Origin of the sequence: Planctomonas psychrotolerans, from assembly GCF_008642235.1 — a bacterium.
GTDB classification, from domain to species: domain Bacteria; phylum Actinomycetota; class Actinomycetes; order Actinomycetales; family Microbacteriaceae; genus Planctomonas; species Planctomonas psychrotolerans.
In genome coordinates this window covers 552,679-567,670 of record NZ_SJEV01000001.1, presented here as the reverse complement: position 1 = coordinate 567,670, position 14,992 = coordinate 552,679, and the positions used below count along the sequence as shown (strand labels likewise).

Annotated in this window: 14 protein-coding genes and 1 tRNA gene; 10 read left to right on the top strand and 5 right to left on the bottom strand. The window is 68.0% G+C overall.

Translation table 11 applies throughout. From position 1 onward, the window contains the following. Window positions 1–176: 176 nt before the first annotated feature. Genes EY822_RS02470 through EY822_RS02460 form a run of 3 tightly spaced genes read right to left on the bottom strand, consistent with a single transcriptional unit; the run spans window position 177 to window position 1,839 of the window. Complete coding sequence (locus EY822_RS02470) at window positions 177–758, bottom strand: MOSC domain-containing protein (RefSeq protein ID WP_150306825.1); 582 nt, start codon at window positions 756–758, stop codon at window positions 177–179. Between the two features lie 14 nt (window positions 759–772). Continuing rightward, complete coding sequence (locus EY822_RS02465; RefSeq protein ID WP_150306824.1) at window positions 773–1,168, bottom strand: DUF3592 domain-containing protein; 396 nt, start codon at window positions 1,166–1,168, stop codon at window positions 773–775. Window positions 1,169–1,200: 32 nt separating this feature from the next. Continuing rightward, window positions 1,201–1,839 carry an MBL fold metallo-hydrolase gene (locus tag EY822_RS02460; RefSeq protein ID WP_150306823.1) on the bottom strand — a complete coding sequence of 213 codons (639 nt, stop codon included), beginning with the start codon at window positions 1,837–1,839 and terminating at the stop codon, window positions 1,201–1,203. Between the two features lie 66 nt (window positions 1,840–1,905). Here EY822_RS02460 and EY822_RS02455 point away from each other — a divergent pair, with 66 nt between their 5' ends. Together EY822_RS02455 and EY822_RS02450 are read left to right on the top strand one after the other, a co-directional pair. After that, window positions 1,906–2,874 carry a diacylglycerol/lipid kinase family protein gene (locus EY822_RS02455; protein ID WP_150306822.1) on the top strand — a complete coding sequence of 323 codons (969 nt, stop codon included), beginning with the start codon at window positions 1,906–1,908 and terminating at the stop codon, window positions 2,872–2,874. Window positions 2,875–2,978: 104 nt separating this feature from the next. Next, a tRNA-Glu gene (locus EY822_RS02450) sits at window positions 2,979–3,051 on the top strand. 137 nt (window positions 3,052–3,188) lie between these two features. Here EY822_RS02450 and EY822_RS02445 read toward each other — a convergent pair. Together EY822_RS02445 and EY822_RS02440 are read right to left on the bottom strand one after the other, a co-directional pair. Beyond that, window positions 3,189–4,586 carry an MFS transporter gene (locus tag EY822_RS02445; RefSeq protein ID WP_150306821.1) on the bottom strand — a complete coding sequence of 466 codons (1,398 nt, stop codon included), beginning with the start codon at window positions 4,584–4,586 and terminating at the stop codon, window positions 3,189–3,191. A gap of 67 nt (window positions 4,587–4,653) precedes the next feature. Further along, a complete protein-coding gene (locus EY822_RS02440) occupies window positions 4,654–5,256 on the bottom strand; it encodes a TetR/AcrR family transcriptional regulator (RefSeq protein WP_150306820.1) in 603 nt (200 codons plus the stop codon). A gap of 630 nt (window positions 5,257–5,886) precedes the next feature. Here EY822_RS02440 and EY822_RS02435 point away from each other — a divergent pair. The 8 genes from EY822_RS02435 (at window position 5,887) to EY822_RS02400 (ending at window position 14,990) form a co-directional block, all read left to right on the top strand. Beyond that, entirely contained in the window at window positions 5,887–6,918 is a 1,032-nt protein-coding gene (locus EY822_RS02435) for a TerC family protein (RefSeq protein WP_150306819.1), read from the top strand. Window positions 6,919–6,986: 68 nt separating this feature from the next. Then, the gene (locus EY822_RS02430; RefSeq protein ID WP_150306818.1) at window positions 6,987–7,934 is read left to right on the top strand and encodes a PP2C family protein-serine/threonine phosphatase; all 948 of its coding nucleotides are present in this window, start codon (window positions 6,987–6,989) and stop codon (window positions 7,932–7,934) included. An 11-nt stretch (window positions 7,935–7,945) separates the two neighbouring features. After that, complete coding sequence (locus tag EY822_RS02425; protein ID WP_150306817.1) at window positions 7,946–9,097, top strand: FHA domain-containing protein; 1,152 nt, start codon at window positions 7,946–7,948, stop codon at window positions 9,095–9,097. Between the two features lie 560 nt (window positions 9,098–9,657). Next, on the top strand, window positions 9,658–11,175 hold the full coding sequence (leuC, locus tag EY822_RS02420; protein ID WP_150306816.1) for a 3-isopropylmalate dehydratase large subunit: 1,518 nt from the start codon (window positions 9,658–9,660) through the stop codon (window positions 11,173–11,175). Then, complete coding sequence (leuD, locus tag EY822_RS02415) at window positions 11,175–11,771, top strand: 3-isopropylmalate dehydratase small subunit (RefSeq protein ID WP_150306815.1); 597 nt, start codon at window positions 11,175–11,177, stop codon at window positions 11,769–11,771. Before leuC ends, leuD begins: the two co-directional genes overlap by 1 nt. Before the next feature lie 46 nt (window positions 11,772–11,817). Further along, entirely contained in the window at window positions 11,818–13,146 is a 1,329-nt protein-coding gene (gene murA / locus EY822_RS02410) for a UDP-N-acetylglucosamine 1-carboxyvinyltransferase (protein ID WP_150308722.1), read from the top strand. 73 nt (window positions 13,147–13,219) lie between these two features. Further along, entirely contained in the window at window positions 13,220–13,972 is a 753-nt protein-coding gene (locus tag EY822_RS02405) for a lysophospholipid acyltransferase family protein (protein WP_150306814.1), read from the top strand. Next, a complete protein-coding gene (locus EY822_RS02400; protein ID WP_227496960.1) occupies window positions 13,965–14,990 on the top strand; it encodes an NAD(P)H-dependent glycerol-3-phosphate dehydrogenase in 1,026 nt (341 codons plus the stop codon). Before EY822_RS02405 ends, EY822_RS02400 begins: the two co-directional genes overlap by 8 nt. Window positions 14,991–14,992 lie beyond the last annotated feature (2 nt).

Sequence of the window (14,992 nt, the reverse complement as noted above, 5' to 3'; positions counted from 1 at the left end):
GCCTGTCGAAGGGACGCTGCCTGAATGCCCCTTCGACAGGCTCAGGGACCGTGTGGTTCGGTCGAAGGGACGCAGCCGGGAGCCCCTTCGACAGGCTCAGGGACCGTGTGGTTCGGTCGAAGGGGCGCTACCGAAAGGCCCCTTCGACAGGCTCAGGGACCGTATTGCGCCGCGCGTCAGAAGAGGCGCACGTCACCCGCGTCGAGCGGTGCCGCCGACCGCAACACGGCCGGCCCGAGCGCGAGGGTGCCGTCGCTGAGCGGCTCGCACCGGATCCCGCCGCGGCCGCGCAGCGCGCGGTGGGCGCCCTCGGCGAGCACCCCGTTCATCCACGCGCACGGATTGGCCGGTCGGTGTCCGCGGAACATCACCGCTCCGGCCCCCGAGTCGAGGGAGAAGTCCACCCCGCGCAGACGATCCACGTCGGCACCTCGCAGCAGGATGTTGCGCCGCGTCGCGAGCGGGTCCAGCGCCACCTCCAGTGTGAGCTCGCGCTCGACGTGCTCCACCGACTCGATCGCCATGACGGTGACGGCGGCGTTGCGGTGAGCGCGATGCCCGAAGTACCGGTCGCCCACGATCCCGAGCCCGGCACGCACATCGATGGATGCCCGCCCCTCCTTCTGCCCGGTCGGAGCCGGCCGTGGTCCGTCGGCGGGACGACCCTCGTACCGATGCAGCGACGACGCCAGCAGGTGCGTGATCTCCACCTCGTACACGTGCGGGAGCGCGGTGACGGCGACCGGAGCGGAGGACATGAGTGGGGAGCGGCTCAGGCGAACAGCAGCGCGAGGCCGACGATCGCCGCCAGGATGCCGAGACCCAGCAGCACCCAGCCGGTCGCGAGGATCGCGCGCCCGTCGTGATCGGGTGAATCGGTGCGGCTCACCTGCGGCCGACGTCGACGGAAGTACACGGTCACGTCGCTGCCGGGCTCGAGGCCCTCGCACTCGTGACTCGTCGCATCCGTCTGGTGCACGTCACCGTCGGTGTCGAACCAGCGCAGCACGTTGCCGCCACCGCCGGTGCCGATCACCCCGGTGGTTTTCTCCCAGGTACCCGACGTCGCGCGAATGAGGAACCCGATCGCGAGCAGCACGGGGCCACCGAGCAGGCCGATCCAGGTGAAGAGCTCGCTGATGACGGCGAGGGTGTCGATGGCATCCAAATGTTCTGAGGATATCGCCTACCGCGACTCGCTCAGATGTCGAGCGAGTCCAGCGGCTCCAGCGCGAAGAACTCGCCGCCGTTCATCTCGGTCACGGCCTGGATGCGTCCGTTCGACATTCCCTTGCCGGCGACCGAGAGCACCATTTCGTGCACCGGGAAGCTGCGGCGCGGCTTCACCGCGTCCACGTAATCCATGACCTCGCCGATCTTCAGCCACGGGGCGCCCGCGGGAACCGCGAGCACGTCGACAGCCACGCCCTCCGGCACCGTGAACGCGTCACCGGCGTAGTACAGGGAGTCGTTCACGAGCACGCCGACGTTGTCGATGGTCGGGATGCTGGGGTGGATGACCGCGTGCTGACCGCCGAAGAACCGCAGGGTGAACGGGTCGGCGTCGATGGTGTCGCCGGGGGCGACCACCGTGATGGCGAAGTCCTCCGCTGCCGCTGCCACGCCCGCCGGTGCGAAGATCGGGATGTCGGGGTTCATATCGAGGATGCGCGTGAGCTGCTCCGGCGTCCAGTGGTCGGGATGCTCGTGCGTGATCACCACCGCGACCGTGTTGGCCGTCTCCGTGAGCGGGGTGGTGAAGGATCCGGGGTCGACGAACAGCTTCTTGCCGCCGCTCTCGAGCAGCAGACAGGAGTGTTCGAACTTCGTGAGGCGCATGTTCCGACTCAATACCCCCGCGGGGTGCCGTGCAAGGGCGGCTCGTCGGCGGGCCATAATCGGGGCATGCAGCCCGCCCCGCCCGTGATCGTGGTGGCGGTGAACCCCGAGGCGGCGTTCGGCCGGCATCGGGGCGTGGGCGACGAGGTGGCCGCCGCGCTCACGGCGGCGGGATGGCGCGTGACGCTGGTGCGGGAATCGAGCGCCGAGCGGCTGCGAGTGGCCGTCGCGGCGGAGCTGGGTGTCGGGGATGCGGGTAGGGCGATCGGAATCGTGAGCATTGGCACGGACGGTGGCGTGGCGCCCGGCAATCACCCGCACGCCTTGGTCGTGGTGGGCGGCGACGGCATGGTGAGCCTGGCGGCCAACCTCGTCGCGCGTACGGGCATCCCCTTCGGGATCGTGCCCACGGGAACCGGCAACGACATGGCCCGCTCGTTGGGCGTGCCGGTGGGTGACCCTCCGGCGGCGATCCGACATCTCGTCGGCGCTCTCCGCCGCCCATCGCGCGCCATCGATGCCGGGCTCGTGCACTCGTCCGCCGGATCCACGTGGTTCGCCTGCGTGCTCTCCGCCGGTTTCGACGCGGTGGTCAACGAACGCGCCAACCGGATGCGTCGGCCGCGCGGCGCTTCCCGGTACGTGCTGGCGCTGCTCCGCGAGATCACCACATTCTGTCCGCTTCGCTACTCCCTGACCCTCGACGGCGTGCGCACCGATACCCGCGCCATGCTCGTGTCCGTCGGGAACGGCGCATCCATCGGCGGCGGCATGCGCGTGACACCGGATGCCATGGTCGACGACGAACTACTCGACGTGCTCGTGGTCGCCCCGCTCGGTCGCCTCGCCTTCCTTCGCGTCTTCCCGAGGGTGTTCGCCGGCACCCACACGGCCCTGCCGCAGGTGACCGTGACCCGTGCGATATCCGTTCGCATCTCCGGCCCCGACGTCGTCGCCTACGCCGACGGTGAGCGCATCGGCCCGCTTCCGCTCGATATCAGAGTGGTGCCGTCCGCCCTTCGCGTCTTCGCCTGACGCGGCCCACCCGCGTGACGCCGCCAACCGCTTCGCGTTGGGGCATCTGCTGGCTCAATTTCGTTCGGCCGTCATGGGTGTGGCATACTCGTTGAGTTGCAAACGGCCCCATCGTTTAGCGGCCTAGGACGTCGCCCTCTCACGGCGGTAACACGGGTTCAAATCCCGTTGGGGTCACAACACCGAGAAGGCCCCCGGCATAGCGCCGGGGGCCTTCTTCCGTTCCTGCGTCTCGAGTCGTCCTGCGCCTCGTCGCTGAAACGGGTCGCGGCCTTACTTCAGGATGCTCTGCGGTCGACCAGGTCCCGGTCCGCTCAATTCTGGTGAGGAGCGATCGAGGCCTCGTCGGCGGGCGCCGCCTCGATCGGATTCCGCCGGATGCCGATCCACGACACGACGCCACCAACGAACAACGATGCGGCGGTGACCCGAGCGGCATTGTGGAAACCATCGAGGTCGAGTGTGCCACCGACGATCGTGGACAGCATGGCGACGACAAGGAGCCCGGCAATGCGGGCTACTGCGTTGTTCACGGCGGAGGCGATGCCCGAGTGGTCTTCGTCGATGGCCCCGAGGATGGCGGCGGTCAGCGGTGCCACGGTGACGGAAAGACCGAGACCCAGAACGATCATCGCCGGGAGCACTTGCCACCAGTAGTCGAAGTCAGCAGCGACGGAGAGGAGCATCAAGGAGCCTCCCGCCATCACGAGCGGCCCGACTGTCATGAAGATGCGCGGGCCCCACCGTCCGGCCCAGGCTCCGGCGCGCGAGCTGAGCAGGATCATGAGGATGGTGATGGGCAGGCTCGCGAGCCCGGCGGCGGTGGCGCTGAGACCCGCGCCTTGCTGCAGGTAGACGCCGATGACGAATCCGTTGAGCGAGAGAGCGGCGTAGACGAAGAGCGTGGCGAGGTTGCCCCAGCCGAAGTCGCGCACGCGGAATAGCCACAGCGGCATGAGCGGTGAGACGGCCTGCCGCTGCCGGAGCAGGAAGAGGGTGAACAGCACGACGCCGGCGACCGCGGGGATCACGATCGCTGGCGATTGCCAGCCGAGGTTGGGCTGCTCGATGAGGGCGAATACCACGGCGCCGAGCCCCAGAGCGCAGAGGATGCCACTCCACCAGTCGATAGCGACGCGCCGTTGCTGTTCGGGTAGGTGGAGGCGGCTGAGGAGGATGAGGGTGATACCGATGGGGATGACGTTGATGAGGAAGACGAATCGCCAGGAGAGGAAGTCGACGAACACTCCCCCCAGCAGCGGACCAACGAGCATGGCGGCGGTCGTGAACGCCGTCCATATGCCAATGGCTCTGGACTGCACGTCGCTGCGCATCGTCGCGGTGATCAATGCCAGCGAGCTCGGCACCAGCAGTGCTCCCGCCGCTCCCTGCGCGGCGCGGGAGATGATCAGCATGGGCGGGTCGATCGACACCGCGACCGCGACCGAGGAGATGGCGAACGCGATGAGCCCGATCCGCATCACCAGGACGCGGCCGTAGGCGTCGGCGACGGAACCGGCGAGCAGGATGAGCGCGCTGAGGGTGATCAGGTAGGCGTCGATCACCCACTGCTGGGTCGTGATGCCGCCACCTAGTTCTTCGCTGATCGCGGGGAGCGCGACGTTCACGACTGTGCCGTCGAGGAACGTGACGAACGACGCCAGCACCGCGATCGTGATCACCAGTCGCTGAACGGAGGCGAAGTTGGCCACGGGCCTGACAGTACTCCGGGGGAGAAAGCGACGACGCGTTTCCCGGTCGGCAGGTGCGGTAACGCCCCTAGAACGGCAGCGGCTCCGCCAGGTAGCGCTGCACGGCGGGACCGTGCGATGCGAGGATCTGCTCGCGCGACAGGCTGGCCAGCGGCTCGAACTTCCACACGTAGCGGGCGATGCCAAGGCCGACCGTGACGGAGTTGATGAGTCCCGTGCGCATCGCCAGTTCGTCGGCGGAGACGGAGTCGGGCAGTGCCAGGCGGATGCCCTCGGTCATCATGCCGATCAAGTGCCGGTACGCCACGCTGTCGCGTTCCGACGCGAAGGTGAGCCAGTGCATGATCGTGATGCCCATGGGGTGCTCCCACAGGTCGAGGCACGCGCTGAGGAACGCGGCGCCGCGCTCCTCGATCGGCACGTCCCCGATACCGTTGAAGGCAGCGCTCAGATCCTCCGGAATCTTCAGCGCCTCCTCGAGCAACGCCTCGGTGGAGTTGAAGTAGTAGCGCACGAGACTCGGGTCGACATCGGCGGTGCTGGCGATGCGGCGGGCGCTCACCCGCTCCACTCCGTACTCCATGAACAGGGCTCGGGCGGCGATCACGATCGACTCGCGTGCATCACCGGTGGTGCGTGGTCCGCGCTTGCGCGGCGTGGGATTGGTCATGTGGGACTCCTCGGGTGGTTCCACGGGCGGATCCCGGACTGCTCCGGGATTGAGAGAACGGTAGTGGGTGGCGGTGTGCGTCTGTCCATTCGGAGCGACGACGCCAGCGGGTCGAGCGCAGCAATCGGGGGAAGGGGTGGCTGCAGAAACGAAGGCAGGGATGCTGGGGCTCGGATCGAACGAGCGCTGTTCGATCGGTCGGGCCGCTAGGGGATCATGACGCGCCTTTCGTCGCCCCCGTCCTTCCCAACGTAGTGCCCGGGACGCCCGCGCGGTCGATCAGGACGCGCCCCAATTCCTCGCCCCCGTTCGGAAGAACCCGTGGTCGCACCGACGGCTCGCCCTGAGACGCCCCTCCCAAGGGTTATGGGGGAGGAGGCGGCCGTTTCTTCCGCGAGTACGCGCGCGCCGACGACATCAGGTGCACCGGCGCCGGTCGGCGCATCTCGGAGTACCATGGGCGAAGCGAAGGGGAGTATCCCACCACGCCGTGTTCGTCAGTACGGGTTCCTATGGTGCAACCCCGGAGCGGTGGCACCCCTTGGGGTGTGGGAGAGACTTTCGAGCGTCAGCGTGTCCGCGGGCGTCAGCGTCACCTCACATCCGTTCCCCTTCTCAGAGGATTCTTCCGTGGAACTTGCCCTGCCCGTATGGTTCGAAATCGGCTCGCTCATCGTGCTGGTGCTGATCCTCGCCGCCGACCTGCTCATCGTGTACCGCCGTCCGCACGTTCCTTCGGTGCGGGAGTCGAGCCTGTGGGTCGGCTTCTACGTGGGACTGGCGCTGATCTTCGCGCTCCTCATGCTCATCCTCGGTGACGCCGAACACGCCGGGCAATTCCTCGCCGGTTGGCTCACCGAGTACAGCCTCAGCATCGACAATCTGTTCGTGTTCGTGATCATCATGGCGCGCTTCTCGGTACCCCGTAAGTACCAGCAGGAGGTGCTGATGGTGGGCATCGTCATCGCCCTCATCTTCCGCGGTGTCTTCATCCTCCTCGGCGCGCAGCTCATCGCGAACTTCAGCTGGATCTTCTACATCTTCGGCGCGTTCCTGCTTTACACGGCGATCCACCAGGCACTCGCGAAGGAGGGAGACGACGAGGAGGCCGAGAGTAAGATCATCGTCTTCCTGCGCCGGCACATCGCCATCTCGAACGAGTACGACGGGTCCAAAGTGCGCACCGTCGTCGACGGCAAGAAGCTCTTCACCCCGATGATCATCGTGTTCATCGCCATCGGCACCACCGACCTGATCTTCGCGCTCGACTCGATCCCGGCGATCTTCGGCATCACGCAGAGCCCGTTCATCGTGTTCACGGCGAACATCTTCGCCCTGATGGGTCTCCGCCAGCTCTACTTCCTGCTCGGTGGCCTGCTCGACCGCCTGCACTACCTCAAGTACGGCATCGCGTTCATCCTCTTCTTCATCGGTGTGAAGCTCGTGTTCCACGCGATGCACGAGAACGAGCTGCCCTTCATCAACGGCGGCCAGCACATCGAATGGGCGCCGGAGATCGACACCTGGACCTCTCTCTACGTCATCATCGGCACCATGGTGGTGGCCACGGTCGCGAGTCTCATCAAGATGCGGATCGACGGTCGCAAGGTCGTCACCGACGAGGCCAAGGGCGAGGTCACGAGCGAGCCGGTCGACCGGTGATGTGCAGCGCGGCGACGCGGACTCCCTGAGCGCGGTACGGTGTTGAGCCGATCCGCGGGGAGGAACACATGACGGTAGACGCGTCTCGCGTGATCGCGCTGCCCACCGGCACGCTCACCGTGAATGCCTGTGCGGCATCCGACCGTGGGCTCGTGCGCAAGGTGAACGAGGACAGCTTCCTCGCCAAGGCGCCGATCTACCTCGTCGCCGATGGCATGGGCGGGCACTCGTTCGGCGACCTCGCCAGTCAGACGCTCGTCGCCACGTTCGACGCGCTGTTCGCGGAGGACAGCGTGGCCCGCGTGGACGACATCGTGTCGGCCATCGGCGCCGCCAACACCAACATCATGGGGCTGATCGACGAGACCCAGCCCGCCGGATCGGTCGCGGGCACCACCCTCACCGGCGTCGCGCTGGTCGAGCGCGACAGCGCCGGCACACTCGACGGCGGTGAACCCGGGACCGGGAGCGGCGTCGGCGAGACGGCGTGGATGGCGTTCAACGTGGGCGATTCGCGCGTCTACGGCTGGAACGGGGCCACCCTCGCTCAACTGACGGTCGACCACTCCGCCGTGCAGGAGATGGTGAACCGCGGATTGATCACCGAGGCGCAGGCCGCCGTGCATCCGGAGCGCAACATCATCACCCGGGCCGTGGGATCGCATCCGCGGGTGCAGACGGATGTCTGGCTGCTCCCCGTGCGCGGCCACCAGTTCTTCCTCGCCTGCTCCGACGGGCTCACCAAGGAACTGAACGACGACGACATCGCCGCCGTTCTGACGGAGCATGGGACGTCGACCGACCCGGTGTCCGACATCGCGCAGGCCCTCGTCGACGCGGCCGTCACCGCGGGGGGCCGCGACAACATCACCGTCGTGGTCGTCGAGTCGCATTTCGCACCCATGGCCGGCGGGGCGAGCGGCGTCGGGGCGGGCGATGCGCACAGCGGTGCGTCCGACGTGGACGCACGGCGGCGACGTGGCGTGAGCCTCGAAGACACAGCTCCGCGCTCGTAGGGAACGACGCCGTGACCCTGCACTATCGCCCGGCCTCGGTCGATGCGTGGGTCGCCCTGGCAGATGGTGCACGGCTGCTCCTCGTGGGAACGGCCGGGAACGCTCCGAGCGTCGAGCGGCTGTGGGCGGGGATCTCCTCCCTGGCCGGGTTCCAGGAGGTTCTCGATGAGTTGACGGGCCACGGGCTCTCGAACACGCCGCCCTTCGCGCTGCTCGAGTGGAGCGACCCGGCCGCGGAGCACTACAGCGTGCGCGTCATCGTGCGCGGCGGTGTCACCGTGCGTATCGCGCCCGCGACGGGCGCGGCGCAGGCGCTCTCGGGCATGGACGTGTCGACGTGGCTCGAACGCAGTTACTCGAACGCGGTCGGCTTCGAGGTGCTGGTGGATGACGACCCCTCCGCCGACGTGCAGGATGCGGACGTGCAGGATGCGGACGCACTGATCCCGCTTCCCCTTGCCTCGGGGGCCGCGTGGACCCGCGCGGTGTGGTCGAGCGGCGGTGGTTGTTCGCACGCCACCTCGACGGTGCCGCTCGAGGAGTCGTCCGTCGAGGATGCTGTTCTCGGCGACGCGCTCGGTGCCGAGGCACCGCGGAGCGTGGATGCCGCGCCCGCGCGTGGCGGTTCCGGTGCGCAGCCGGGGTCCGGATCGCTCGAGGGCGTTCCTGTCGAGGAGCCCCCCGCGGACGAGCGAACCGTCGTGTCGGCACCTGTGTCAGTTCCCGACGGCGGCGGTGTCGGCGGCGGCAGTGAGGACGGCGAGGAGCCCGCGGAGCCCGCTCGAGGCGGGCAAGAGGGTGCGGAGAGCAGTCAGCACCGCTCTCGGCCCTCGGGGTACCAGTTGCGGTTGTCCACGGGAAGCAGCCACGACCTCGATCGACCGGTCATCGTGGGCAGATCTCCCACCGCCGCATCCGGCGGACTCGCACCGGAACTCGTGTCGGTACCGGGCGACCGGCACATCTCCCGCAATCACGTGCGGTTCGCCCTCCAGGGCCACCATGTGGTCATCACCGATCTGCACTCGCGCAACGGCACGCTGGTGATCCTGCCCGGGCAGTCCGCCCAGCGGCTCCGTCCGGGCGAGCCCATGGCGGTGGTGGCGGGCACCGTGGTCGACCTCGGCAGCGGTGTCACCATCGACGTCCGCCGCGCCGGCTGACCGCCGCCCTCACGGTCCACCCTCGGTCCCTGAGCCTGTCGAAGGGGCGTATCCCGTTTCCTGCGTCCCTTCGACGAGCTCAGGCACCGTGTGGCTACGTCACCCCGCGAGCTCAGGGACCTCATGCACGGTTCCCTCCCGGTCCCTGAGCCTGTCGAAGGGGCGTTTCCCGTGTCCTGCGTCCCTTCGACGTGCTCAGGGACCGTATGGACGATCCCCCCCGAGGTCCCTGAGCCTGTCGAATAGACATTCCCGCGCGTGCCTCCCTTCGACGAGCTCAGGGATCGTATGGCTGCGTCACCCCGCGTGCTCCGGAGCGTGTGGCTGCGTGACGTGGAGGTGCCGCCGGACCGCGCCCGTTTCAGTCGTCCGCCGCCCTGTCGATCGCTGCCGCTGTCCCTTTCGTCAATCGCCGCCCCTCCTGCTGCCGCGATTGACGAAAAGGGCGGCGCGAGCACCGGCAACGCGACGGCCGACGGAATAGTGCGCAGGGCGTCGCGGTTGGCATTTCTCGACCGACGGTAGAATCGTGGGATTGGTTCCAACAGTTGAGGGTGATGATGGGTAAGACGCTTGCCGAGAAAGTGTGGGACGACCACCTGGTCGCCAAGGGTGAAGACGGTGCCCCGGACCTCCTCTACATCGACCTCCATCTCGTGCACGAGGTCACCAGCCCGCAGGCGTTCGATGGTCTCCGCATGGCAGGCCGCCCGGTGCGCCGCCCCGATCTCACCATCGCGACCGAGGACCACAACACCCCCACACTGGCCATCGACCGGCCCATCGCCGACCTGACCAGCCGCACCCAGATCGAGACCCTGCGCCGCAATGCGAAGGAGTTCGGCGTCCGCCTCCACTCCCTCGGCGACATCGAGCAGGGCATCGTGCACGTGGTCGGCCCGCAGCTCGGCCTCACGATGCCGGGCATCACGGTGGTCTGCGGCGACTCGCACACCTCCACCCACGGCGCGTTCGGGGCGATGGCGTTCGGGATCGGCACCAGCGAGGTCGAGCATGTGCTCGCCACGCAGACCCTGCCGCTCACGCCGTTCAAGACCATGGCCATCACGGTCGAGGGCGAACTGCGCCCCGGCGTGAGTGCGAAGGACATCATCCTCGCCGTGATCGCCAAGATCGGCACCGGCGGCGGTCAGGGCTACGTGCTCGAATACCGCGGCAGCGCTATCCGCTCGCTCTCCATGGAGGGCCGGATGACCATCTGCAACATGTCGATCGAGGCCGGCGCCCGCGCGGGCATGGTCGCGCCCGACGCGATCACCTACGACTACCTCCACGGCCGCCCGCACGCTCCTCAGGGCGAGGACTGGGATGCCGCCGTCGCCTACTGGGACACGCTCGCCACCGACGACGACGCCGTCTTCGACGCCGAGGTGTTCCTCGACGCTGACGAGCTCGAGCCGTTCGTCACCTGGGGCACGAACCCCGGGCAGGGCGTTTCGCTCAGCGAGTCGGTGCCGAACCCGGCCGAGATTACCGACCCCAACAGCCGTGCCGCGGCCGAGCGCGCGCTCGAGTACATGGACATCGCCGCAGGCACCCCGATGAAGGACATCGCGGTCGACGCGGTGTTCATGGGCTCCTGCACCAACAGCCGCATCGAAGACCTCCGCGCCTTCACCTCGATCATCGCTGGCCAGAAGAAGGCCGACGGCGTGCGCGTCATGGTCGTTCCGGGCTCGGCCCGCGTGCGCATCGAGGCCGAGGCCGAGGGCCTCGACAAGATCGTCACCGACTTCGGCGGGGAGTGGCGATTCGCCGGATGCTCGATGTGCCTCGGCATGAACCCCGACCAGCTCGCCCCGGGGGAGCGGTGCGCCTCCACCAGCAACCGCAACTTCGAGGGTCGGCAGGGCAAGGGCGGGCGCACCCACCTCGTCTCCCCGCTCGTCGCGGCGGCCACCGCCATCCGCGGCACCCTCTCTAGCCCCTGGGATCTCGTCAACGCGGATGCCGACACCTTCGTCGACCCGAACGCGATCGACGAGGCCGCGGCGCAGCAGGATGCCGCAGAGCAGAACGGGACGCTGCGGAACGCACGCCAGGGAGCGAACGTCTGATGGAAAAGTTCACCCGCTTCTCGGGCGTCGGCGCACCGCTCCGTCGCTCCGACGTCGACACCGACCAGATCATCCCCGCCGTGTTCCTGAAGCGCGTCACCAAGACCGGCTTCGAGGACGCACTGTTCTACTCGTGGCGGCAGGATCCCGACTTCGTGCTCAACCGACCTGCGTACTCGGGCGCGTCCGTGCTCGTCGCCGGCGCCGACTTCGGTACCGGCTCGTCCCGCGAGCACGCGGTGTGGGCGCTGCGCGACTTCGGCTTCCGGGCCGTGCTCAGCCCCCGCTTCGGCGACATCTTCCGCGGCAACTCCGGCAAGCAGGGCCTGCTCGCCGGTCAGATCTCCGAAGAGGACGCAGTACGCCTCTGGGACGAGCTCGAGGCCCATCCCGGAACCGAGATCACCATCGACCTCGTGGAGCGCGTCGCCACGATCGGCGCGCTGTCCGTGCCTTTCTCCATCGACGATTACACTCGGTGGCGACTGATCGAGGGCCTGGATGACATCGGCCTCACCCTGCGCGACGAAGAGCGCATCACAGAATTCGAATCCCGCCGGGAAAACTGGCGGCCCAAGACATTGCCGGTGAAATAGCGTGACTACTTCTCTACTGCAGGACGCGAACAGGGCGGGTGCCAGCGTGGGACTCCTCGGTGACAAGATCACCATCCATGGCGGTCAGCCTTTGATCGGCCGGATCGAGCTCAAGGGTGCGAAGAACCTCGTCACCAAGGCGATGGTCGCCGCCCTCCTCGGCGAGAGCCCCAGCATCCTGCGCGACGTGCCCGACATCAGCGACGTGCGCGTGGTCTCCAGCCTGCTCGAGATCCACGGAGTGAAGATCACCAACGGCACGGAGGAGGGCGAGCTCGTCCTCGACCCCAGCGCGGTCGAGAGCGCGCACTTCGCCGAGATCGACGCCCACGCCGGTTCCAGCCGCATTCCGATCCTCTTCTGCGGCCCGCTGCTGCACCGCCTCGGCGAAGCGTTCATCCCCGACCTCGGCGGCTGCCGCATCGGCGACCGCCCCATCGACTACCACCTCGAGGTGCTGCGCAACTTCGGCGCGGTCGTCGAGAAGCAGCCGAGCGGCATCCGGATGTCGGCACCCAACGGCCTCAAGGGCACCAAGGTCGAGCTGCCGTACCCGAGCGTCGGCGCCACCGAGCAGGTGCTCCTCACCGCGGTGCGGGCCGAGGGCATCACCGAACTCAAGGGTGCGGCCATCGAGCCGGAGATCATGGATCTCATCAACATCCTGCAGAAGATGGGCGCGATCATCTCGGTCGACACCGACCGGGTCATCCGCATCGAGGGCGTCGAGCGCCTCGAGGGCTACACGCACCGTGCGCTCTTCGACCGGAACGAGGCGGCCAGCTGGGCCTCCGCCGCGCTCGCGACCAACGGCGACGTGTTCGTCGGTGGCGCGCGTCAGCAGGAGATGACCACCTTCCTCAACGTGTTCCGCAAGGTCGGCGGCGCGTTCGACATCGAGGACGACGGCATCCGCTTCTACCACCCCGGTGGCGAGCTGAAGCCCGTGGTCATCGAGACGGACGTGCACCCCGGCTTCATGACCGACTGGCAGCAGCCCCTCGTGGTCGCCCTCACCCGCGCCAAGGGCGTATCGATCGTGCACGAGACCGTGTACGAGCAGCGATTCGGGTTCGTGGACGCGCTCGTGGAGATGGGCGCGACCATCCAGATCCACAAGGAGTGCCTGGGCGGTCAGCCGTGCCGCTTCGGCCAGCGCAACTTCAACCACTCCGCCGTGATCTCCGGGCCGTCGAAGCTGCACGGCGCCGACATCGTGGTTCCCGACCTCCGAGGCGGCTTCAGTCACCTCATCGCCGCGCTCTCCGCCGAGGGTACGTCGACCGTGAGCAACGTGGGCATCATCAGCCGCGGCTACGAGAACTTCATCCAGAAGCTGGAACAGCTCGGGGCCGACTTCGTTCTCGAGAGCTAAGCGGCACGTGGCCGAAGTCACACCACAGGGCTCACGACGTCGGCGCCCGACGAAGGATCGCGCGAAGGATAAGGTGCGGCGCCCGCGCTGGACCGACGAGAAGCGCAAGCCCTCGATTTTCTGGTTCCTCGCCGCGATCGCAGAACCGATTTTCGGCACGGCCACGCGCTACCGCGTGCACGACGCGCACCGGATGCCGCGGGAGGGTGCGTTCGTACTCGCGCCCAACCACTACAGCGAGATCGACCCCGTCGTGATGGGGCACGTGGTGTGGCGGCTCGGTCGCGCGCCGCGGTTCCTCGCGAAGGCCGATCTTTTCACGGTTCCCGTGCTGGGCGGACTCCTCCGCGCATCCGGCCAGATCCCGGTGGAGCGCGCGGGCACGGTGCGGGGGAGCGAGCCGCTCACGGCCGCGCGCCGGCTGGTCGAGGAGGGGCGCCTGCTCATCGTCTACCCCGAGGGATCGCTCACCCGTGATCCCGACCTGTGGCCGATGCGGGGCAAGACCGGTGCGGTGCGCATCGCGCTGGAGCAGAACATCCCCCTCGTGCCCGTCGCGCACTGGGGGACGCAGCAGTTGATGGGGCGCTACTCGAAGAAGCTGCACCTGCTGCCGCCGAAGACCATCGACGTGAAGTTCGGCGAGGCGGTGGACCTGTCCGCCTACCGCGATCGGCCGCTCGATTCCGCTACTCTCAACGCGGCGACAACCGTCGTCATGGATGCCATCACCGCGCTCCTCGAGGACTTGCGGGGCGAGAAGGCCCCGTCGGAGCGGTGGAATCCGAAGGCCAACAACCAGAAAGAGACCGGACGGTTTGAGTAACCTCCCGAGCGGGCGACCCGAGAAGATCGTTGTGCTTGGCGCGGGCAGCTGGGGCACGACCTTCGCGAAGGTGCTCGCCGACGGTGGACGCCCGGTCACGCTGTGGGCCCGTCGACCGGAACTCGCGCACGAGATCACCATCAGCAAGCGCAACAGCGACTACCTCCCGGGCATCAACCTGCCCCGCAACCTGCGGTCCAGCCCGTTCCTCGACGAGGTGCTCCGCGACGCCACCCAGGTGTACGTGTCGGTGCCGAGTCAGGTGCTCCGCGCCAACCTCGAGGACGCGGCATCCCACATCCCCGACGACGCCATCGTCGTCAGCCTCATGAAGGGCGTGGAACGCGGCACCCTGCTGCGGATGAGCCAGGTCATCGAGCAGACGCTGTCCATCGATCCCGCGCGCATCGCGGTGGCATCCGGCCCGAACCTCGCCCTCGAGATCGCGAAGCAGCAGCCGACCGCCGCGGTGGTGTCGTCGAGCAGCATGGTCACGGCCCACGCGGTGGCGGTCGTCGCGTCGAACCCGTACTTCCGGTCGTTCGTGAACACCGACGTGATCGGCACCGAATTCGGTGGTGTGCTGAAGAACCTCGTCGCCGTGGCCATCGGCATCGTCGACGGCGTGGGCTACGGCGAGAACACGAAGGCGTCGATCATCACGCGCGGGCTGGCGGAGATGACCGAGTTCGCCGTCGCCTACGGCGCCCGTCCCGAGACGCTCGCCGGCCTCGCCGGCCTCGGCGACCTCATCGCCACCTGCGAGTCGTCGCTCTCCCGCAACAACACGGCCGGACGCCTGCTCGGTCAGGGTTACAGCTTCTCCGACGTCGTGAACACCATGCAGCAGACCGCCGAGGGGCTCGCCTCCGTCGCGCCCATCCTCGAGCTCGCCGCCGCGCGAGGGGTGTCCATGCCCATCGCCGAGCAGGTGCGCCAGGTGCTGGACGGCACCCTCGCACCGCGAGACCTCGCCCCGCACCTCACGACCGACTCCGACACGCCCCAGGGGGAATGAGA

What these genes read in the sequence shown, in the direction of transcription:
- EY822_RS02470 (WP_150306825.1), bottom strand. Translation starts at nt 758, where the DNA reads ATGTCCTCCGCTCCGGTCGCCGTCACCGCGCTCCCGCACGTGTACGAG.
- EY822_RS02460 (WP_150306823.1), bottom strand. Translation starts at nt 1,839, where the DNA reads ATGCGCCTCACGAAGTTCGAACACTCCTGTCTGCTGCTCGAGAGCGGC.
- EY822_RS02455 (WP_150306822.1), top strand. Translation starts at nt 1,906, where the DNA reads ATGCAGCCCGCCCCGCCCGTGATCGTGGTGGCGGTGAACCCCGAGGCG.
- EY822_RS02440 (WP_150306820.1), bottom strand. Translation starts at nt 5,256, where the DNA reads ATGACCAATCCCACGCCGCGCAAGCGCGGACCACGCACCACCGGTGAT.
- EY822_RS02430 (WP_150306818.1), top strand. Translation starts at nt 6,987, where the DNA reads ATGACGGTAGACGCGTCTCGCGTGATCGCGCTGCCCACCGGCACGCTC.
- leuC (WP_150306816.1), top strand. Translation starts at nt 9,658, where the DNA reads ATGGGTAAGACGCTTGCCGAGAAAGTGTGGGACGACCACCTGGTCGCC.
- leuD (WP_150306815.1), top strand. Translation starts at nt 11,175, where the DNA reads ATGGAAAAGTTCACCCGCTTCTCGGGCGTCGGCGCACCGCTCCGTCGC.